Raw genomic sequence first — 19733 nt, forward strand, 5'->3', positions numbered from 1 at the left:
GCGCCACGGGAAGGATCGCAAGTTTCGTCTGGGGATCGACCTTGACCGCCTGCATCCACGTCGTTTCGCCGAGCGCCGCTTCGACGATGCCGGAGCGCGGCGACGGCTTCAACATCTTGCTGAGCCCGGGGTTGCGCAGGTCCGCGTCGATCAGGAGCGTCCGCTTGCCGCTTGCAGCCAGCAGGACGGCGAAATTCGCCGCAACCGTCGACTTGCCCTCGCCGGGCATCGCCGAGACGACGCCGATCACCCGGCTCTCCCGCCCCTGCAACAGGACGTCGCTCGCGAGCTTGGCATTGCGCAGCGTTTCGGCAAAGGCCGACCGCGGTGCGTCGAGCACGACGCGTGTGATACGCTCCAGCGGCAGCACCTCGTCCTCCGGCAACTCGCCATCACGCGGTTTCTGCATCTTCGCGCCGACCAGTCGCATGCGGCGCCTGCCCGGCTTGCCGACGAGCGGCAGGTAGCCGAGCGGTTTCAGGCCCAGCTGGGTGCGGACGTCGTTCTCGACGCGAAAGAAACGCTCGCGCATCTCCTGCACGAAGGCGAGCGCACCGCCCGCCATCAGCCCCAGCACCAGCGACAGCGCCATCACCATCGTCTTCCTGGGGCTCGACGGCGAGACGGGAACGCCGGCATCCGAGATGACGCGCGCCTTGGCGATCGGGAACGACTGCTGCTGCGACGCCTGCTCGTAGCGTCCGAGATAGGATTCGGAGAGCGTCTTCAGCGCTGCCGCCTTCTGCTCCAGCTCGCGCAGTTGCACCAGCGACCTGTTGGCCTCGGAATTGCGGCCCGAGACAGTGTCGATGTTTTCGCGCAGCGATTCCTCGCGCGAACGGGCGACCTCATATTCGTTGCGGTAGCTTGCGGCCAGCTGCTGGAGCTCCTGATATATCTGGCCGGCGAGATCCGACTTTTCGCCGCGCAACGCCACGGCCTGCGGATGATCCGCGCCGAAATTGTCGGAAATCTCCTGTTCCCGCTTGCTGACGGAAAGATAGCGGCCGCGCAGTTCCTGAATAACGGAATTGTCCGCCTGCCGTGTCGGCACGGTGGCGTTGTCGACGGCCTTGTCCGGCCCCTGCTCGACGATCGCACGGAACTGGTTGTAGCGCGCCGACGCGCTGGCCGTGTCGGCCTGGGCCACGATGAGCTGGCTGTTGAGGTCGGCGAGCTGCTGCTCGGACATCAGCTCGCCCCGCGCCGAGGTAAGGCCGTTCTCGGTCTTGTAGCGCTCGACCTCCAGCGCCGCCTCCTGGGCGCGCCGCTGCAGGTCCGTCAGACGCTCCTGCAGCCAGATCGAGGCACGCTCGGTTGCGTCGAAATTGGCGTTGAGCTGATCGGTGAGAAATGCCTCGGCATAGCCTTTGGCGATCACCGCGGCGAGCTGCGGATCGGAGGAGCGGAAGGAAATCGCGACAACGGAACTGCGCGATACGCGCTCGACCGTCAGCGCCTGCTGCAGCAGGGCCGCCGCCTTCTGCCGGTTGCCGTTGCGGATCGCCTCCTCGGAACGCTCCGGCGAAAGGGAAAACAGGTCGGTCGCCGATTTCACCCAGCCCTTCACGAGGGCCATCGGCGACTGGGGCGGATTGAGGATCGTCGCGTTCTCGGCCAGGTTCAGGTCGTCGGTCACTCGCAGTGCCAGGCGGCCGGATTTCAGGATCTCGACGGCGCTCGAAATGCGCATGTCCGCCTGCTGGCTGCTCTGCGGTGACTGCTCCGTCTCTTCGGCGTAGCGCGAGAGGTTCTCGTCGAGCAGGACCTGGGTCATCGAGGTGTAGATCGGCGTCGTGAAGACGAGATAGGAGGCGCCGAGCGCCAGGAACAGCACGGCCGCGAGCGCCACGATCCGGGCCCGGCGGGCGACGATCACCATCAGCCGGTTGAGATCGATGAAGGAATCGGACGCATCCTGTTCCCGGTGAAGGATGCTGTTGCGGGGCAAGGTCCGTTGATGCATGGGCCGTTTCTGCCTTCCTGGCTCGGTTCGTGCGGGCTGCTCACGCCGCCGTCTGTCCCGGGCCGGTCCGCCGGCCCGGGACAATTGCACTTCGTTATGCAGCGCGCGTGGCGCCCTCGTGCGACAGGACCAGCGCGCGCAGCGACTGGTAGACGGCCGCGCCGATATCCGCCCGCTTGAGCGCGAAGGCCACATTCGCCTCGATGAAGCCGTGTTTCGAGCCGCAGTCGAAGGTGCGCCCGTCATAGGGATGCGCGTGGAACGGCTGGCTGTCGGAAAGGGCCAGCATGCTGTCGGTCAGCTGGATCTCGTTGCCGGCACCGCGCTGCTGGCGGGCGAGAAGTCCGAAAATCTCCGGCTGCAGGATATAGCGACCGTTGAGGTAGAAGTTCGACGGCGCTTCGCCGGCCTTCGGCTTCTCCACCATGCCGGTGATCGCGAAGCCGTGCGGCACGGCGGCGCCCGTCGCGACGATGCCATATTGCGAGGCCTCTTCCGGCGCGCATTGCTCGACGCCGACGACATTGCCGCCAACGTGGCCGTAGAGGTCCATGAGACCGGCAAGGCAGCCGCGGGCACCGTAGGAGATCATGTCGGGCAGGAGCAGCGCGAAAGGCTCGTCGCCGATCAGGTCACGGGCGCACCACACCGCATGGCCGAGGCCGAGCGGCGCCTGCTGGCGCGTGAAGCTGACGGAGCCCGCCTTCGGCAGCAGCCGTTCCAGTTCGGAAACCTGCGCGTCCTTGCCGGACCGGGTAAGCGACGTGATCAGTTCGGGCGTATCGTCGAAATGATCCTCGATCGCCTGCTTGTTGCGGCTCGTCACGAAGACGATGTGTTCGATGCCCGCCTCGCGGGCTTCGTCGACCGCGTATTGCACCACCGGACGATCGACGACCGTCAGCATCTCCTTGGGCATCGCCTTGGTGGCGGGCAGGAAGCGGGTCCCGTTGCCGGCCACGGGGATGACGGCCTTGCGGACTGTCTTGGTACGCTCCATGGGCACTATCCTTTACTCTTGAACGGAGAAAGTTCCGTTGTCGATTGCGGAAGGGCCGCGCGATGCGCGGCGGCTTTGCGGCGGGCCAACGGCGCCGCGAGGCGGCGCAGTCGGGCAGCGATCGGCATTCTCAGATGCCGGAGCGCACGGGGATCGCCGAGCGCGACCTTCAACGCGCCGCGTGGCGAAAGGTTCTTCAGATGCCCGACGATCGCGAGGAACGAGCGCGCCTCCTCGAGACTGCGCGTCCGGCGCGCCTGAGCCGCCGCGGCTGCGGTGCCGAGCGGAAAGCGGAGGAGAAAGCGCGCGTCCGCAGCCAGCATCGCCTCGACATGGTGCGGCTTCAGCACCCGCGAGATCGACCCGTCGCGGATGTGGTAGACGTAACCCGTCTCCGGAACGACGCGGCACTTTGCGCCGAGCGCCAGCGCGGAGGCGAGCAGAAGATAATCCTCGCCGATCCTCAGGTCCTCGTCGAAGCGCAACCGGTTTTCCTCCAGGAACCTTCGCCGGAACACCGGCTTCATGTAGCCGAAATTGTGCGTCGCCTCGAAAAGCACGTTCGAGGCAATGAAATCGGCGAGCGTCAGCCACGACAGGCAGCCGAGCAGTTCCGGCGCGAACATGCGCTCGCTGCGGCCATCCGGGGAAACCACCTCGATATTGTCGACCGCGACATCGGCGTTCTCCCGTTCGGCGACCGCGAGCATCGCCGAGAGCCGTTCGGGGTGGACCGCATCGTCGGAATCGAGAACCGCCACCCACCGGCCGCGGGCCGCGTCGAACCCGGCATTGCGCGCACCGCCGGGACCCCGATTCCTGTCGAGCGCGACGAGCCGGACTGCGGGGTCGGCAAACGCAAGAACCACGTCGCGCGTACCATCCGAGGAGCAGTCGTCCACCACGACAACCTCCACGCAAACGCCCCGCTGGGCGCGGGCGCTTGCGACGGCGCAGGCAATCGTCTCCGCCGCATTGTAGGCGGCGATCACGAACGTCACGTCGGGTTCAAGGGTTGTATCCGTCACGCCGCGTTCTCCAACTGCCCGTATTGTTCGATTGCTCGTGCCCCGAAGAGGCCGGCAACCGCGCCGGCATGGAGCGCACCCCGCAGGGCATAGCGGTAGCGTCGGACCCGGAAGGGGAAGAGGGCGAGCGACACCGCGGCGCAGAAGCCGCATTTGGTGGCGGCGAGCCCCATCTGCCGCAACCTGCTGAACCCCTCGTACTTGTCTGCCAGAATGCGCCCGTGCGTCTGACCCATGCGGAAGCGTCGCCGCGCCAGCCAGAGGAAGGTGGCGCGATCTTTGGCGACCGGTTCGTGCACCCAGGCCTCGGCCGCGAATTCAATCCGGCCGCCGGCGGCGTGGACGGCGTCGAAGAACGCGGTGTCCTCGCCGCCGCTCCGCCCGAGCGCCAGATCGAACCGCCGGCCGGCGATGGCGCCGGAATCGAGCCGCAGCAGCACGTTGCAGGTGTAACCCGTGCGGATCGCGCCATCGACCCAGACGGGCCGCGTGGAATGGAAATCGCCGCGGCGCATCCAGCCCGGCGCATCGGGGCGGTAATGTGCCTTCACCGGCCCGAGCACCGCCGCGGCACCCGTCTGGTCGGCCTGCTCGAGCAGTGTCACGAGCCAGAGCTCGTCCACCGTTTCGTCATCGTCGATGAAGGCGACGAAGTCCGCGGCGCAATGATCGAGGCAGGCGTTGCGCGCAATGGAAATGTTGCCGGCCGGAGCGTGGACATAGACGATCTCCATGCCGATCAGCCGCCGCGCCGCCTCGACACGCGGTGCCGCGCTCGGCGTGACGTCGTTGTCGGCGACGACGGCCCGCAGGTGCACACCTTCCGGCCGGCGCATCAGGGCGAGCGACACCAGCGTCTGCTCCAATTCCTTGCGGCGGAAGGTGCAGACGGCAATGTCGACGCGGCGTTCGGGCACGGGGGAATGGTCGGTCAAGGGATTACCCTCCGCGGCCGGAAAGCAAGCAGTTCGCGCCAGAAGCCGGCCGACCAGGCGAAGTGCATGACCATGGCGGAGATCGCGGCAAGCGGCCCGTAGGGATTGCGCTGCCCCAGCGCCATCCACGTGCCATAACCAAGGCAGGCGACCGCCCAGAGCGCGAAGGGCACCGCGGCGATCCAGGTCAGCGCAGCCAGCAGCGCGCCGAAGGTCACCGGCGCGACCATGAGGGGAATCATCTGGCGAATGCTGGGCAATGCGCGGTGCTTGAGGAAATTCCGGGCGCGCCCGCGTCCGTAACCGAAATACTGCCGGAACAACGGGCCGACGCTCGCGCGCGGATAGTAGACCATGCTCGTCTTCGCGGTCATCCAGATCCGGTAGCCGGCTTTGTGAAGGCGGTAGTCGAATTCCGCGTCCTCATTGGCGCTGAAACTCTCGTCGTAGCCGCCGACCGCTTCGAAAGCCGAAATGCGCATGAGCGCATGATGCCCGTGATCGGCCCAGTGGCTCTCCGCCCCCTTGCGATGCTTGGCGCCGCCGTTGCCGAGGGTGGAGTTCTGCGCGAAGGCCGTCGCCTTCTGGAAGGTGCCGAATCCGACCGTCTGCATGGCGACGACCACGGAGTCGGCGCCGGTGACCAGCGCCTCCTCGACGAGCCGCCGGCCGTAATCGTCCGGATAGGAGCCGTGCGCGTCGACGCGGATCATATAGTCGTAGCCGGCACCGAAGGTGGCGACGGCGAGATTGACCGCGGCACTTTGGATACGCTTCGGGTTGTCGAGAAAACGGATCCGTTCATGGTCGACCGCCAGCCGCTGGGCGATCTCCCGCGTCCCGTCGGTGCTGCCGCCGTCGGCGATGACGAGCGTTGCATCGAGCGCCTCCATCGACGGCGCCAGACGACCGACCAGCGGCTCCAGATGCTTCGCCTCGTTGAGGCACGGTATGACGATGAGGCAGCGCACGGATTTCAAGGCTTCAGCGGTCATGGTAGTCCACCTTGGTTGCGACGAGGTCGGGATAGGCCGGGGCATTGTCGGCGCAGGGTGTGCGGCGCGGCAGCCCCGCGAGGCGGCGGACCAGCGCAACGCAATCGGCGCGCTGGTAGATCCAGGGCTTTTCGCCTTCGGCGGCAACCGCGTCATATGCCGCGCGATAGCGCGTGGCATCCATCGCGGCGAGAAGGGCGCTCAGACGGTCAACCGTTGGCTCGGGCAGCGTCAGGCCGATGCCGTGCGCGGCGACGAACCGCGCCGTTTCCGTTCCCGCCACGACGATCGGCACCGCACCGTGGCGGCAGCCCTCGTACAACCGGTTCGGCAGGAGCCAGCTCGAGTTCAGCCCTTCCTCGAAGAAGTCGATCGCCCAGACGAATTGCACCTCGTCGTAGATCGCCGCGACATCCTCCGGATTGCGATAAGGGCCTTCGAAACGAAGATAGGGCTCGCGCGCGACGAAACCGTCGAAATCGGGGAATTCCGAGCGTGCCGGCCGGCCGCGCAGGACCACCTCGAACTGCCCTTCGAGCACGCGCGTGAAAGCAGCAAGCAGCTCAAGCGACTTCCGGCATCGAAGTGCGCCGAACCAGCCGATGCGCCAGGGAGCACCGGGCGCCGGCGGACGCGACCGGACAGCGGGCGCCGACCTGGCCGGATCGAGCTCCAGCATGCGGTTTTCGACGAGCTGCACTGGCGCCCGGATACCGGACAGCGGGCGGAAATAGCTCTCCACGAATGCCGGCGAGCTGGTCAGGAGCAGGCCGACGTTCCGTCCGAGGCGGGCCTCGGCGAGCCGCAGCGCACGGCCGACCGCATCGTCGCGCAAAAGCAGCCTGTGAATGTCCAGGCATTCATAGACGATGGCGACATCGTTGCCGTAACGGGTTGCGACGCGGTTTGCCACCGCCAGCATTTCGAGATTGCGCGCGATGATCACATCCGGCCTTGGTGCCGAACGCAGAAGGTCGCCGATCCGCAGGCAGGCGCGAGCGACGGCTGCGAGCCGATGGCCGAAACGCGCGTCCGCCGTTTGCCCGAGCTCGATCGCGGCGACGCCCTCGACTGCCGTGACCGCATCGTCACCGCGCCGGAAGCCCGCGAGCGTCAGCTCCGCACCGCCTGCCTTCAGCATCCGCACACGGCGCCGCACCGCCGGGTCGCTCAGGTCATGGACGAGGTAGAGGACGTTCGGCATCAGGACATCCCTTCCCGGCCGGCCTTGCCGGCTCTGCTGATGGGGTAGCGCATCGCTGCGCCGGTACGGCCTGTCTCGCTGGCGTGCATCTGCATCGGTCCCGCCGTCGCCTCAGTTCAGGATACAGGCGACGGAATCGGCGAACGGGCACGCGTCGCCCTCGGCCGTGAAGGCAACGCGATCCACCTCCAGCGTCGTCGGGCCCTCGTAGGCGAAAGCACCCATCCAGTCGGAGAGCTTGTCGGTGCCCCACAGCGAGAAGAATATCTTCTGCGCATTGCCCGGCAGCTTGTCAGGATCGCTAACCTCCTGGACCAGTTTGCCGTTCAGATAGTAGCGCAGGCGATCCTTCTGCCAGACGAAGGCATAGTCGTTGAAGCCGCCGTCGGCACCGCCCGGCACGTCGACCAGCTTCTCGTTGCCGCCCTTGCCGCCGACATACTGGTTGACCTGCACCTTGGCAGAATTCTTGCCGAGTACTTCGAAGTCGATCTCGTCATGCGGCTTCTTGTCGGTCGGCCCGATATAGGAGAAGAAGGCGGAGTTCAATCCGGAGCCGGTCGCGGCCTTCATCCGCGCCTCGTACGTGCCGTATCCGTAACGTTTCCGCGTCTGCACCTCGCCGCAGGCAAATTTGCGGTCGCCGGCGGTGCGCTCCTCGAACGTCAGTTGGAGCACGCCCTCGCGGATTCCCACCTGATCCTTCGACCAGGTACAATTCTGGTGGCCGCCATTGTTCCAGCCATCGGAGACATACCAGAAGCGGGTGTTCAGGTGGTCGAAGTTTTCTACGAACGAAGTGCCCTTCGGCCCCTCCTGGGCGAGGGCAGGGCCTCCGGCGCAAAGACCGGTCAGGATGGCGACCAGTGATCGGGGCGAAAGAAGAGAATGGGCCATCGGTCACCTCTGCTGGGACACATAAGGGGAATTCTGATGGGTGGGCCGGGTTCGTCCGCCGGCCTCGACACCCGGTTTTGGCGCGAGTCCCCCGCGGCTTCCGGTCAGGACGGCATGCAGGCCCGGCCATACGTGCCTTACCGCCGCGTTCGTCGCGACGAGAAGGAACAGCACCAGCGGCGGGGCCGCGAAATAAAACAGCGTATAGTCCTCGACCGCACCGACGCGGTTGAACACCATCCAGAAGGCGATCAGCAGCGGGTAATGACCGCAGAAGATCCAGAAGCTCAGGCCTGCCGTACGCGACAGGCGTTCGCCCGCCCGGGTCCGGATCAGCAGCGCGGACAGCGCCCAGGCTCCGAATATCCCCGCGACGGCGGCAAGGCTTCGCAGGCTGTCGAACCACAGGGGGTAGTCCGGGCCAAGCGCATAAAGACCGCTCGCCAGAAGCACCGACATGGCAAGGACGACGAGGACGATCGATACGGCCCGGTCATCGAGCTTCCGCACGTCCATGCGATGAAGCGCGACGCACGCCCCGAATCCGAAGCCGAACAGGATCGATTTCTTGAGAAAGATCAGGTTCGGGACCGGGAGAACCGCATAGGCGAGCATCATCGCAAGGCTCGCCCGCGGATAGCGCCAGACGACCGCGGCGATCGCCGGTGACAGCACGAGGCACAGAAGCAGGTCCCGGAGAAAATAGAGCGGCAGGTTGATCGGCCAGGACTCCGCCGCGAGGGCGAGGCTCAGCATCTCGCGTGGCGTGGCGCCGGCGACATCGGGCAGGTAGCCGAGACCGACGCCCGCGGTCTGCGCGAGGTAGACCAATGCCAGAAAGGCACCGTTCCAAAGCAGAAACGGCAGAAGGATTGTCAGCGCCTTCGTCTTCAAGGTCCTGCCGTAATGGAAATCGGCAAGCCCTTTGCGAAAGAGGAGGTAACCGGAAATGGCACTGAGGCACGGCACGCCGATGCGGAACAGGCTGTCGCCGAGAAAGACTCTCAGCCAATCGGCAAAACCGTTCAGGCCGAGAAAGGGACTGGTCGCCGGGTTATAGGGAACATGCACGAAAACGATGCCCGAGATCAGTACGATGCGCATCAGGTTGATACGTGATGAGACGTTCGCGTCCACGATGTCAGTCACCCCTTTCCGGGCCGTCCCCCCAAACGGCCATTTCAGACAGAGCAGACTTCAGCCCGCAGCGATGAAGGTAGAGCGGACTTGCGGAAGAAAATATGGCGCTGCAGCAAAAAACCGATGGCGCTTTGGTTGCATTGCAGCAACGGCGTTGACTGCTTCGTGGTCCGGCCGGCCGCCGCGATCGGGTCAGAACCCGTGAAAGGGATTGGGAAGCAAAGATGTGAAGTTGTTTCGCATATGCTTAAAGGCCGCAATTGGAGGCTGTGACGATGCCTGCAATTTTTTAGGTCGCCGTTACCTGAATATACCTTCCAGAACGCTTTGACGTCTCGAATTGGACAATTCCGCGTCGAATTGAGGCAATTTTCAGCCGGCACTCTGCAGGGCCGCACGCGATCCGGGGCGTGCAAGACCCCAAAGCTTGCGCAGCAGCGGTCGCTCGAGAACGAGAATCAGCACCGCGTAAACGGCGCCCCCAATCAGGCCGCCGGCAACGACCTTCAACGCCGGATGCGGCAGGTGCACGCCGTAGCGATCGAGCACATAGCGCACAACGAGCGCCATGACGATGGCCGAGATCATCGGACGGCTCGCCCGATAGAGGCCGACGACCAGCGGTGTCTGGTCGACCTTGAACACCACCCAGGAATACCCGAAGAGCACGGCCGCATTGACGGCACAGAGCCAGACCATCGCTTCGGTCAGCGAGCCGCCGAGCGCCCCGTAGGCAACGGCGCCGGTCGTCACGATCGCCCGCACGATCGCCCACCAGAAGAGAACCCCGCCGTTTCCGGAGCCTTTCAGGTAGGGAATGAACGTGCTGCAGGGGGTGAGTATGCCTTTCGACAGGGCGAGCAGGCCGAGCACCGGCCAGGCATAGGCCCATTGCGGACCGAACAGCACGAACATCGCCGGTTCGGCGATCGCCCAGAGACCGAACATCATCGGCGCGAGCAGCAGTGTCGTCACCTGCGTGCTCAGCATCAGCGCCTGCGAGCGGCGCTCCCGGTCGTGCGCCATGGTGCTGAAGGCTGGAAAGAGAACGCCCATCACGGCAGACAGCACCACCTGATTCGGAATGCTGGAAAACCGGTTCGCCGCCGAATAGGCGCCGGCATCCGCCAGGCCGAGATAGCGGGAAATGACGACCATCGGCGACTGGAAGGTGATGAAATTGGCAATCTCGGAGCCCATCAGCCCGAGGCTGAAGCGGGCCAGTTTCAGCACCCGTCGACTGTTGAACCGCAAACGCGGCATGTAACGGGATACCGCAAAGAGACCGCCGAGGCGAATCACGGCGGCCACGAAGAGCTGAACAATAAGAGCCCAGACCCCGAAGCCGAAGAGTGCCATCAGCACGGCCGCGATCGCGGCCGTCGATTCCGATGCCATGCTCCAGAGCGCATCCTTGCTGAACTGCATGCGGCGGGCAAGCAGCGCATAGGCGACGTCGCCGGCAAGCTGCAGCGGAATGAGCACGCTCATGACGCGCAGCAGATAGGCGGCCTGCGGTGCGCCGAGCCAGGCGGCGAAGAAATCCGCCCAGACGTAAAGGCCGATTGCCATGAGGCTGGCGATGGCGAGATTGGCCCAGAAGACTGAGTGGATTGTCTCCGCCTCCTCCTCCTTTTCCAGGATAAGGGCGGACGCCAGGCCCGCGCCGCCGACCATCGCCAGGAACTGCACGACGGCGAGCGCGACCGCCACCGCACCGAACTCTTCTGGCGACAGCAGCCTTGCCAGAATGGGCACCGTGACAAACTTAAGCCCGAATGTGCTTGTCTTGGATAGGACACTCCAGCCGACGTTGCGGGTCACGGACTTCGCATTCACATGCTGGGACATGGCAGGATCCTTGGAGACGGAGGAACGACGAAGACGACGCATCCGCGCTGAAGGCGGCCGCAACCCGGTGGGAGGAGACCCAAGCGAAACTCTTTCTAGAGAGACCACAGGGACGAAAAGATGGCGAAGCTGACTGTTATCATCCCCTTCTACCAGAAGGAGCCGGGTATCCTGAGGCGTGCACTCGCCTCGGTCTTTGCCCAGACGCATACCGACTTCGACATCATCGTCGTCGATGACCAATCTCCCTATCCGATTGATTTGGAACTCGAACCGCTCCAGGCGGCCGAGCGGGAACGCATCACGGTGATCCGCCAGCCGAATGCCGGGCCGGGCGGCGCGCGCAATACCGGCCTCGACGCCATCCCGCCCGACACCGACTTTGCTGCCTTCCTCGATTCCGACGATGTCTGGACCCCCGACCATCTTGCCAATGCACGGCAGGCCATGATGCGGTTCGGCGCCGACTGCTATTTCGCGTCGATCACCGGCGGTGACGCATTCTATTATCACTTCGGGATCGGTGACCTGGAGAAGACGGCGGGCACCGTCCGGCTCGGACACGATCCGCTGCTGCTCGAGATCCCGGACCTCACGCGGGTCATGCTGGAAAACTGGAGCTTCCTGCATCTCTCCTGCATGGTGATCGGCCGGCCGCTGTTCAGCCGCGTTCGTTTCGAGGCGGAACTTCGCCTGGCCGCAGAGGACGTGCTGTTCTTTTGCGATTGCGTGCTCGCGGCCTGCCGCGTCGTGCTGTGCGGCGCGGCCGGCGCCCTGCGCGGCGAGGGCATCAACATCTTCCACGGCATCGACAACGACTCGCCCCAGTTCCTGCGCCAGCAGTTCAACACCTGGGTAGCGCTCGATACGCTGGAGTCCCGCTTTTCCCGCCGCCCGGCCGAAGTCGCCTCGATCCGGTCCTACAAGGACACCGCGCGCCGGCAGGCGCTCTGGGGCCAGGCCCGCCTCGTCAAGCGGCGCAAGATGCCGGAGATGGGGTTGCTTGCCCGATGGGCCTTTCGCGATCCGCGCCTTCTCACCAGCGCCATGCAGCTCGCCGTCGGCAAGTTTGCGCGCTGATCCACCCGCATCCCGCCGGCGGCGCCAGGCGCCGTCGGCCCCCCGCACAAACCGCAATCGTGGAGCGCGACATGAAGCCTTTCTACTGGGAATCGCAGCACGGCAATTTCGGCGACGACCTCAATCTCTGGCTCTGGGATTTTCTGCTGCCCGGCCTGCGCGAGGTGCAGGAGGACGTGCTGCTGGTCGGGGTCGGCACGGTGCTCAACAGCGAACTGCTCGAGGGAAGCGGCCGCAAACTGGTGCTTGGCAGCGGGTTCGGCTACGGGACGCTTCCCGACATGGCGGATACGTCGACCTGGGACGTCCGCTGCGTCCGAGGCCCGCTGACGGCCGGCAAGGCCGGTCTCGATGCGGCGCTCGGCATCATCGATCCGGCTGTGATGGTGGCGGAGATGCCGGAATTCCAAGGACTTGAAAAGCTTCACAAACGCAGCTTCGTGCCCCATTGGGAATCGGCGGTTGCCGGGCTCTGGCCGCTGATCTGCTCCATGGCCGGCCTGAACTATATCGATCCGCGCGGCGAGGCAAAGGACGTGATCCGGCAGATCGCCCAGTCGGAGATGATCATCGCCGAATCCATGCACGGTGCGATCCTCGCCGACGCCTTCCGCGTCCCCTGGGTGGCGGTGGCGACGTCCGACAGCATCAACACGTTCAAGTGGAACGACTGGGCGTCGACGGTCGGCGTCCACTATCGGCCACGCCGCATTCCCGTCTCCAGCCGCGCCGAGGCGATCATCAAGGGAACGCGTTTCTGGGGTGTCGACTTCGAGACGCGGCGGCGTTCGCTGGAAACGCTCTGGGACGAAGTGCCAGCCGAACGGGCGGTCGCTGCAAGGGGCGCGCCACGGCAGACGGGCCTGCGTGTCGCCGCGAAACAGGTTCTCGCTGCCCCGTCGACGCTGGCGCTCTGGCAGGCGAGCCGTATCGAACCGCAGCTCAGCGCCGATTCACGGCTCGCGGAGCGGAAAGAGCGCTTCCTCGCGGTGCTTGAAGGCGCGCGCCGCGACTATTTTTGACGATGCCGTCACCGGCCGGCGTTCACTCCGTGCGGACGGGGAGAAGATAGCGTAAGCTGCCGGTTTCGTTTGCGTGGCCGATCTGCGGCCGTCGCCGGCCTTTCGAACCGCCGAGCTTGTCCGCAAGGATGCCGGCGGCAACGGCCGGCAGAAGCATCGGCCTTTCCAGGAGATCGCCGACGGCTGCCGGCAGCCCCTCCGCCTTCTTGATGTCGAGAAATCGCCTCAAGGCGTGGCGATCGCGGATCTGGCGACGATGCCGGCGAAGCGGGGAGACGGCATCCGCGGGAAGCAGCGGCTCCCGCAGCAGCCCTTCATCCGCCGTGAGCAGCACGGCAAGGTCGTCGGTGCGGTGTCTGCCACTCAGTGAATCGCGCCTGACGACGGCGCCGTAACCGCAGCTGTCGATGACGGTATAGCGGGCACCCTTCAGCAACGCCCTGGCATAAAGATCGTAGTCTTCACCGAGACGCATGTCCTCCCTGTAACGGAGACCATGATGCTCCAGGAAGGCGCGCCGCATCACGGGCTTCAGGAATCCCATCTCGCCCCGTTGCGTCCCTCTTCTGGAAAGATTGCCCTCGACGAAGACACGCAGGTCCACCCGGCGCGGGCTGGGCGGAAAATGCCGTCGTTCGATATGCGCGCGCTCGACATGCGCCGCATCGACGAAGGCGATGTTGTCGGCGACGAAGTCCCAGTCCGACTGGGCGAGAAGCGCCTGGAACCGGCCCGGAAAAAAGAAATCGTCTGCGTCCAGAATGGCGATGAACGGGGCGGATGAAAGAGCGATTGCATGATTGCGGGCAGCGGAGGGCCCCTTGTTGTGGTCGAACCGGACGATCTCAAGCCGCCTGCTGCCATCGTCGGCGGCGGCGGCCGCCGCCATCGTGCCGTCGTCGGATGCGTCATCGATGACGACGACCTCGGTCGTCTCGGGTTCGGCGAGTGCCGAAGCGACAGCACGCCCGATGGTGGAAGCCGCGTCGCGGGCGGCGATGACGACGCAAATGCTGTTGTTTGTCACGGCGATCTCCACGGCTTGAAGGATCGTCTGGAGATCCTGCCGGACTCCACGCTGCAACGCAGCATGTCGCACGATCGTGACGCAAAAACGGCCGGTCGGCGCTTTATAGATTGGAGGCGCCAGGCTCCTTGAGCCGGGAAACCGGAAGGCGCGCGGCTGCGCGGTCATCGACCGGGCGCGGCTCGGCCGCGGTTGCCGTCTCGGACTGACGCTCCCGGGCGGCCTTCCACACCAGGACAAGCAGCGCCAGGAAATAACCGACCTGGATGAGAACGGCGCAAGCCAGGGTCCAGACCACGGTCGTCCAGACGGAGCCGGTCGAAAGATAGGAGACAACGGCAAATGCGACGAGCGCGAATGCCATGCTCACCAAAAAGCGCGGTGCGTAGGCGACGCTTTCTCGCATGTTTGAATGACGGGCAGGTTTCATTCGACGGTCCGCCTTCTCCTCATAGGCACATTCAATATACGGGTTGATGCGTTGCGATTCAATTGCTGGTTCTCACTGCCGGGTTGCGCTCCCGTGCATGCCGGCATTATGCCGCAGCACCCCTTCTGTTTCGGTTACGGTCACATTTAAAATGATGCAGTGCGAAATAATCCTTCGGTCATCATGTCGCCCGATAGAATCGGTTGCCTTCTTTCTGCCGTTTTCCAGACGGCCACGGCGGCATTTTCGTCTCTTCGACAGCAAAAACGGGAAGTCACCGGGAGGATGCACAGCCCATGAGTTGCAACACTCCGGATCGTTGATCAAATTTTGTTACAAATTTAGACTGCACTAATGGAAAAATGTGCAGTGCAAAATGATATTGCAGCGCAAAATTTTTGCCTCGTGCTTGTGTACTACCTCGACACCTAGCAGAGAATTTTCGAACCTTATATGTATCAATTCGATTTCATGTAATTATTTTTCTCGCATTTCAAGTTTTACATCGTGATGCAAAATATTCATCGGGCAAATTATACAATGTTGCGGCCTCGCCCTCATCCTGAGATACGCTCATATTCCTTAGATATACTTTAAAAACTTAAATAAGAATTCCCTTAATTTCAATTCTTGACCAAACAGCCACGATGATTCGGCTTTAAAAAACAAAATCTCACCATACACTCACGTTTGGATACGTTCTCAGTCCGAGGGACCCGACCAATCGCCAACGTAAATGGAGCTCACTCTATGAAGTCCGCGACTCGATCGGCCATGTCGCCGTTTTTCAGTTCGATCGCAACCGGCGCGCCGCCGGTAGGGGGGATATCCAAGCGCAGCTTCGACATACTTGCCGCAGTGGCGGCTCTCGTCCTGTTGAGCCCGATCTTTCTGCTCATCATGGCGCTCGTAAAATTGTCGGACGGCGGAAGCATCTTCTATGGCCACCGCCGCGTCGGTCATAACGGTCAGACGTTCCACTGCCTGAAATTCCGCACCATGATGCCGAACGGCGACGCGGTGCTGCAGGAGTTCTTGCGCAACAATCCGGCCGCCTACGAGGAATGGCGGACGACGCGCAAGCTGCAGCACGATCCCCGCGTCACCATCGTCGGCTCCGTGCTGCGCAAGCTCAGCCTCGACGAACTGCCCCAGATCATCAACATCCTGCGGGGCGAGATGAGCGTCGTCGGTCCTCGACCGGTCGTCGAGGACGAACTCGAGATGTACGAGGCCGCGGCCGTCTACTACCTGCAGACGCGGCCGGGCCTGACCGGTCTCTGGCAGGTCAGCGGGCGCAACGACGTGTCCTATGCCTCCCGTGTCGCTTTCGACACCCACTATGTGCGCAACTGGTCGCTGCTGGCCGATTTTGTCATCGTCGTGCGCACGATCCCCGCCGTCTGCCTCTCGCGCGGCAGCTACTGACACTCCGTCTCCGGTGGCCGGGTGCTGCCGGAGTTGACAGAAATGGGAAGCTCATGACGACAACGCGCAGAGCGGCGCCGGCTGCCGGCCATTTCGCATTTGCCAGGACACTCCTGTTCGCCGTTGCGGTCAGTCTTGCCGGCCTTGCCGCTGCAGGGCCGGCGGAGGCGGAGGACTATCGCCTCGGCGTCATGGACAAGCTGCGCATCAGGGTCGCGGAATGGCAGACGGCGGAGGGCACGATCCGCGACTGGTCGGCGGTCAGCGGCGACTACAGCGTCGGTGCGGACGGCATGATCTCCCTTCCCTTCGTCGGTTCGCTGCCGGCGTCCGATCGCACGACCGGCGAGCTCGCGGACGAGATCGGCAAGAAGATGCAGATCCTGTTCGGCTTGCGCGACCGGCCGTCGGCCTCCGTCGAGCTGGCGCAATACCGTCCGATCTACATTTCCGGCGAGATCCAGACGCCGGGCGAATATCCCTATGCGCCCGGCATGACGGTCCTCAAGGCTGTCAGCCTCGGCGGCGGCCTGCGCCGGGCGGAAACCGGCCAGCGCTTCGCGCGCGACTTCCTGCGCTCGCAGGGCGACGCCTCCGTCTATCTCGCCGAGCGCAACCGGCTGCTTATCCGCCGTGCCCGGCTTATCGCCGAGATGAGCGGCGCGGCCGCGATCGACATGCCGGCCGAACTGAAGGGTACGCCGGACGCCGAGCCAATCCTCGAAAGCGAGATGGCGCTCATGACGTCGCGCGACAAACGCCTGAGACTGCAACTGACGGCGCTTGCGGACCTGAAGGAACTGCTGCGCAGTGAGATCGAATCGCTTGCCAAGAAATCCGAAACCCAGACGCGTCAGCTGACGCTGGTGGAAGGGGACCGGGAGAAGGTGGACGCGCTTGCCGAAAAGGGCCTCGCCATCAGTTCCCGGCGCCTGTCGCTCGAGCAGCGCGTCGCCGACCTGCAGGCGGCTCTGCTCGACATCGACACGGCGTCACTGAAGGCAAAGCAGGATATCAACAAGGCGACGCAAGACGAGACGAACCTGCAGAACGACTGGGACGCACAGCTCGCGGAGGAACTCCAGAACACCGAACAGGAGCTCGACACGCTCACCCTCAAGCTCGGCACCACCCGGGACCTGATGGCGGAGGCCCTGCTGCAGTCGGCGGATTCGGCATCCATGACGAAGCACGTCTCCGCCGCCAACGTCGTCTATTCGATCGTTCGCGATGTCGATGGCGAAAGTCGGCAGATCGCCGCCAGCGAGACGACCCGCGTCCTGCCCGGCGACGTTGTCAAGGTGGATGTCAGCGTCGCGATGCGATGAGGCGCCGATGCGGATCGCGAAGTCCCGCCTGATCGAACCCGGAGAGAACGACCCATATGGTGTCGTCGCCGTCGCCTTGTCGTTGTTCGTCTTCGCCTATTCCAGCCGATTCGGGCAAGTGTCGATCCTTGCCTATTATGCACTGTGGTTGCCGCTCGTCCTTGTCGACTACCGGCGCGTGCTCGGCAATTATCTGCGCTACGGCTGGATCTTCGGCTTCGCGCTCTTCGCCTGCCTGTCGGTGTTCTGGTCGCAGGCGCCATCCGTGACGGCGCGGGCCTCGGTTCAGTATCTGTCCCATATCGTCTGCGCGCTGATCGCGATGCGCACGCTCGACATCTGGACACTGGTGCGCGGCGGCATCGCCGGCACGGGGCTCGTGCTTGCCTATTCGCTCGCCTTCGGCGTCTACCATCTCGACCCGCTCGACGGCACCTACAGCTTCGTCGGCGCCTTCGCCTCGAAGAACCAACTCGGCTTCTACGCGTCGCTTGCGGTCTTCTTCTCCTTCTGCGCCATCGGCTTTCTGGGCGAGACGCGTCCCTGGAAGTTCGCCTCCCTCGGATCGGGATTGCTTGCGGCCTATAGCCTCGCGGCGTCGCAGTCGGCGACTTCCGTGCTGACGACCGTCCTCGTCATCGGCCTCTGCCTCGGCATGCGCGTACTTGAGACGCTCTCGCCCCACCACCGCCGCATGCTGTTTCTGGCGCTTGCCGTGGCCGTCCTGTCGCTCGTCGTGGCGGCGGCCTATGGCGGTGGCATGGCAATGGTCCTGGGCGCCTTCGGCAAGGACGCGACGCTTACCGGCCGCACCTATCTCTGGCAGCAGGGGATAGAGGCGAGCGCCGACGCGCCGATCGTCGGCATCGGCTACCAGGCCTATTGGGTACAGGGCTTTTCCGAGGCTGAACGGCTGTGGGAGGAATTCTATATCGGCACCCGGTCCGGGTTCCACTTCCACAACACCTTCATCGCTTCGCTCGTCGAGACGGGTGCCGTCGGCTGCCTGCTGCTGGCTGCCGTGCTGCTCGCCACGCTCTTCGGCCATCTCGGCCGCCTGCTGTCACACGCGCGCGATCCGGAGAGTGCGGTGCTCTTCGGCGTAGCGGCGCTGCTTGCCATTCGCGCCTTCGTCGAAATCGACATCCTCAATCCCTATCACGTCGGCTCGTTCCTGCTCTATTTCGCGGCCGGAAAACTGGTGCCGCGGACAGAAGGAAACCACGGCCGATCTCTTGACGGCCATCGGCGACGGCCGGCCGCGGTGGCGGTGTCGCTGCAATGACGTACGCTCGCGCCGCGACCTCGCGGGAGACCCTCTACGGCGTGCAATATCTGCGCGGACTGGCGGCCCTTGCCGTCGTGCTGTTCCATGCTGCCGAACGAAGCGGCCATGCCTTTGCCATCGGCGCGGCGGGCGTCGACGTCTTCTTCGTCATCAGCGGCTTCATCATGTGGATCATCAGCGCCAGGCGGCCCGTCTCGCCTGGCCGCTTCCTCGCCGAGCGCCTCCGCCGGATCGTGCCGGTCTACTGGCTGGCGACCAGCGTGATGCTGGCGGGAGCGGCCGCGGGCCTCTTCCCGAATCTGGTAATCAGTGCCGGGCACACGGCCGCGTCACTGCTCTTCCTCCCCATGCGCTCGCCGAGCAATGGCGAGATCTGGCCGGTGCTCGTGCAGGGCTGGACGCTCAATTTCGAGATGTTCTTCTATCTCGTCTTCGCCGCTGCGCTGGTTCTTCCGGCCCGGTTCCGGCTCGCCGCCGTCGCCGGCCTGTTCGCGAGCCTGGTCGCAGCCGGCACGCTCGTCGACAGCAACGATCCTCTGTTCCTGACCTATACAAGCCCGATCGTCTTCGAATTCGTCGCCGGGATGGCGATCGGGCGGCTCTGGCTTGCCGGACGGCTGCCGCCCGTAGCGGTCGCCCTTGCGCTCGTCGCCCTGTCATTGGCCGGTTTCGCCGCGCTCTGGCTGCTCAGGCTGCCGTTCGACGAGACGGTCTGCGGTCCGCTTGCCGCCGCACTGGTGCTCGCCACCGTGACACTCGACAGGCACGGACACGTGCCGAAACTGGCCCTGCCGGCGCTCATCGGAAACGCCTCCTATTCGATCTACCTCTGGCACACATTCGCGATCTCGGTCGTCGCGAAAGCCGGCCCGTCGCTGGGCCTCGACACGCCGTTCGTGCTGGTCGCCGCAACACTGCTCGGCACCGGATGCGGCATCCTCGCCTATGTCCTCGTCGAACGGCCGCTCGCCGCGGTGCTCCGCCCGCGTCCGCCGGAACGCCGGGACGCGTCGCCTGCACCCAACGGCTGAAGACCCCCGCCGCAATAAGCGCCCCGCATCCGGCAAAGGGTGGACAAAGGGCAACAAAAAGCCCGGATAACCGGGCTTTTCTC

General features: G+C 64.6%; 17 protein-coding genes. 6 read left to right on the plus strand and 11 right to left on the minus strand.

What is annotated here, in order from left to right; translation table 11 throughout:
* The 9 genes from LXM94_RS02990 to LXM94_RS03030 form a co-directional block, all read right to left on the minus strand.
* Positions 1 to 1966 (minus strand): Wzz/FepE/Etk N-terminal domain-containing protein (locus LXM94_RS02990; RefSeq protein WP_235769666.1); only part of this gene is annotated, 1966 nt, incomplete at its 3' end.
* Between the two features lie 94 nt (positions 1967 to 2060).
* Positions 2061 to 2966 carry a UTP--glucose-1-phosphate uridylyltransferase gene (locus LXM94_RS02995; protein WP_235769667.1) on the minus strand — a complete coding sequence of 302 codons (906 nt, stop codon included), beginning with the start codon at positions 2964 to 2966 and terminating at the stop codon, positions 2061 to 2063.
* Between the two features lie 5 nt (positions 2967 to 2971).
* A complete protein-coding gene (locus LXM94_RS03000) occupies positions 2972 to 3994 on the minus strand; it encodes a glycosyltransferase family 2 protein (RefSeq protein ID WP_235769668.1) in 1023 nt (340 codons plus the stop codon).
* On the minus strand, positions 3991 to 4929 hold the full coding sequence (locus LXM94_RS03005) for a glycosyltransferase (protein ID WP_235769669.1): 939 nt from the start codon (positions 4927 to 4929) through the stop codon (positions 3991 to 3993). The genes LXM94_RS03000 and LXM94_RS03005 overlap by 4 nt, the downstream gene beginning before the upstream one ends.
* Positions 4926 to 5924, minus strand: a complete 999-nt coding sequence (locus tag LXM94_RS03010) for a glycosyltransferase family 2 protein (protein ID WP_235769670.1) — start codon at positions 5922 to 5924, stop codon at positions 4926 to 4928. The genes LXM94_RS03005 and LXM94_RS03010 overlap by 4 nt, the downstream gene beginning before the upstream one ends.
* Positions 5914 to 7128, minus strand: a complete 1215-nt coding sequence (locus tag LXM94_RS03015; RefSeq protein ID WP_329605581.1) for a glycosyltransferase family protein — start codon at positions 7126 to 7128, stop codon at positions 5914 to 5916. The genes LXM94_RS03010 and LXM94_RS03015 overlap by 11 nt, the downstream gene beginning before the upstream one ends.
* Positions 7129 to 7239: 111 nt before the next feature.
* Positions 7240 to 8025: an endo-1,3-1,4-beta-glycanase ExoK gene (gene exoK / locus LXM94_RS03020; protein WP_235769671.1), complete on the minus strand. Its 786-nt coding sequence runs from the start codon at positions 8023 to 8025 to the stop codon at positions 7240 to 7242.
* Between the two features lie 3 nt (positions 8026 to 8028).
* The gene (locus LXM94_RS03025; protein WP_268964996.1) at positions 8029 to 9129 is read right to left on the minus strand and encodes an acyltransferase family protein; all 1101 of its coding nucleotides are present in this window, start codon (positions 9127 to 9129) and stop codon (positions 8029 to 8031) included.
* A gap of 408 nt (positions 9130 to 9537) precedes the next feature.
* A complete protein-coding gene (locus LXM94_RS03030; protein WP_235769672.1) occupies positions 9538 to 11016 on the minus strand; it encodes a lipopolysaccharide biosynthesis protein in 1479 nt (492 codons plus the stop codon).
* A 120-nt stretch (positions 11017 to 11136) separates the two neighbouring features.
* Between LXM94_RS03030 and LXM94_RS03035 the strand changes: the two genes are divergently transcribed.
* Positions 11137 to 12096 carry a glycosyltransferase family 2 protein gene (locus LXM94_RS03035; protein WP_235769673.1) on the plus strand — a complete coding sequence of 320 codons (960 nt, stop codon included), beginning with the start codon at positions 11137 to 11139 and terminating at the stop codon, positions 12094 to 12096.
* Between the two features lie 71 nt (positions 12097 to 12167).
* A complete protein-coding gene (locus tag LXM94_RS03040; protein ID WP_235769674.1) occupies positions 12168 to 13118 on the plus strand; it encodes a polysaccharide pyruvyl transferase family protein in 951 nt (316 codons plus the stop codon).
* A 22-nt stretch (positions 13119 to 13140) separates the two neighbouring features.
* On the opposite strand, the gene LXM94_RS03045 is transcribed toward LXM94_RS03040, so the two are convergent.
* A complete protein-coding gene (locus LXM94_RS03045; protein WP_329605583.1) occupies positions 13141 to 14145 on the minus strand; it encodes a glycosyltransferase family 2 protein in 1005 nt (334 codons plus the stop codon).
* A 103-nt stretch (positions 14146 to 14248) separates the two neighbouring features.
* Positions 14249 to 14575: an exopolysaccharide production repressor protein gene (locus LXM94_RS26125; RefSeq protein WP_329605584.1), complete on the minus strand. Its 327-nt coding sequence runs from the start codon at positions 14573 to 14575 to the stop codon at positions 14249 to 14251.
* Between the two features lie 750 nt (positions 14576 to 15325).
* Here LXM94_RS26125 and LXM94_RS03055 point away from each other — a divergent pair.
* Genes LXM94_RS03055 through LXM94_RS03070 form a run of 4 tightly spaced genes read left to right on the plus strand, consistent with a single transcriptional unit; the run spans position 15326 to position 19650 of the window.
* A complete protein-coding gene (locus LXM94_RS03055; protein ID WP_235769675.1) occupies positions 15326 to 16003 on the plus strand; it encodes a sugar transferase in 678 nt (225 codons plus the stop codon).
* 53 nt (positions 16004 to 16056) lie between these two features.
* Positions 16057 to 17331 (plus strand): polysaccharide biosynthesis/export family protein, encoded by a 1275-nt coding sequence (locus tag LXM94_RS03060; RefSeq protein ID WP_235769676.1) that lies wholly within the window; start codon positions 16057 to 16059, stop codon positions 17329 to 17331.
* Between the two features lie 7 nt (positions 17332 to 17338).
* On the plus strand, positions 17339 to 18616 hold the full coding sequence (locus LXM94_RS03065; RefSeq protein WP_235769677.1) for an O-antigen ligase family protein: 1278 nt from the start codon (positions 17339 to 17341) through the stop codon (positions 18614 to 18616).
* A complete protein-coding gene (locus tag LXM94_RS03070; RefSeq protein ID WP_235769678.1) occupies positions 18613 to 19650 on the plus strand; it encodes an acyltransferase family protein in 1038 nt (345 codons plus the stop codon). Before LXM94_RS03065 ends, LXM94_RS03070 begins: the two co-directional genes overlap by 4 nt.
* Positions 19651 to 19733: the final 83 nt, after the last annotated feature.

The sequence above is a fragment of the Rhizobium alarense genome, assembly GCF_021555155.1.
Classification (GTDB): domain Bacteria; phylum Pseudomonadota; class Alphaproteobacteria; order Rhizobiales; family Rhizobiaceae; genus Rhizobium_D; species Rhizobium_D alarense.

Excerpts from the sequence above, each read along its gene's own strand:
- LXM94_RS02995 (WP_235769667.1), bottom strand. The coding sequence starts at position 2,966 with ATGGAGCGTACCAAGACAGTCCGCAAGGCCGTCATCCCCGTGGCCGGC.
- LXM94_RS03010 (WP_235769670.1), bottom strand. The coding sequence starts at position 5,924 with ATGACCGCTGAAGCCTTGAAATCCGTGCGCTGCCTCATCGTCATACCG.
- LXM94_RS03015 (WP_329605581.1), bottom strand. The coding sequence starts at position 7,128 with ATGCCGAACGTCCTCTACCTCGTCCATGACCTGAGCGACCCGGCGGTG.
- exoK (WP_235769671.1), bottom strand. The coding sequence starts at position 8,025 with ATGGCCCATTCTCTTCTTTCGCCCCGATCACTGGTCGCCATCCTGACC.
- LXM94_RS03025 (WP_268964996.1), bottom strand. The coding sequence starts at position 9,129 with ATGCGCATCGTACTGATCTCGGGCATCGTTTTCGTGCATGTTCCCTAT.
- LXM94_RS03030 (WP_235769672.1), bottom strand. The coding sequence starts at position 11,016 with ATGTCCCAGCATGTGAATGCGAAGTCCGTGACCCGCAACGTCGGCTGG.
- LXM94_RS03035 (WP_235769673.1), top strand. The coding sequence starts at position 11,137 with ATGGCGAAGCTGACTGTTATCATCCCCTTCTACCAGAAGGAGCCGGGT.
- LXM94_RS03040 (WP_235769674.1), top strand. The coding sequence starts at position 12,168 with ATGAAGCCTTTCTACTGGGAATCGCAGCACGGCAATTTCGGCGACGAC.
- LXM94_RS26125 (WP_329605584.1), bottom strand. The coding sequence starts at position 14,575 with ATGAAACCTGCCCGTCATTCAAACATGCGAGAAAGCGTCGCCTACGCA.
- LXM94_RS03055 (WP_235769675.1), top strand. The coding sequence starts at position 15,326 with ATGAAGTCCGCGACTCGATCGGCCATGTCGCCGTTTTTCAGTTCGATC.
- LXM94_RS03060 (WP_235769676.1), top strand. The coding sequence starts at position 16,057 with ATGACGACAACGCGCAGAGCGGCGCCGGCTGCCGGCCATTTCGCATTT.
- LXM94_RS03065 (WP_235769677.1), top strand. The coding sequence starts at position 17,339 with ATGCGGATCGCGAAGTCCCGCCTGATCGAACCCGGAGAGAACGACCCA.
- LXM94_RS03070 (WP_235769678.1), top strand. The coding sequence starts at position 18,613 with ATGACGTACGCTCGCGCCGCGACCTCGCGGGAGACCCTCTACGGCGTG.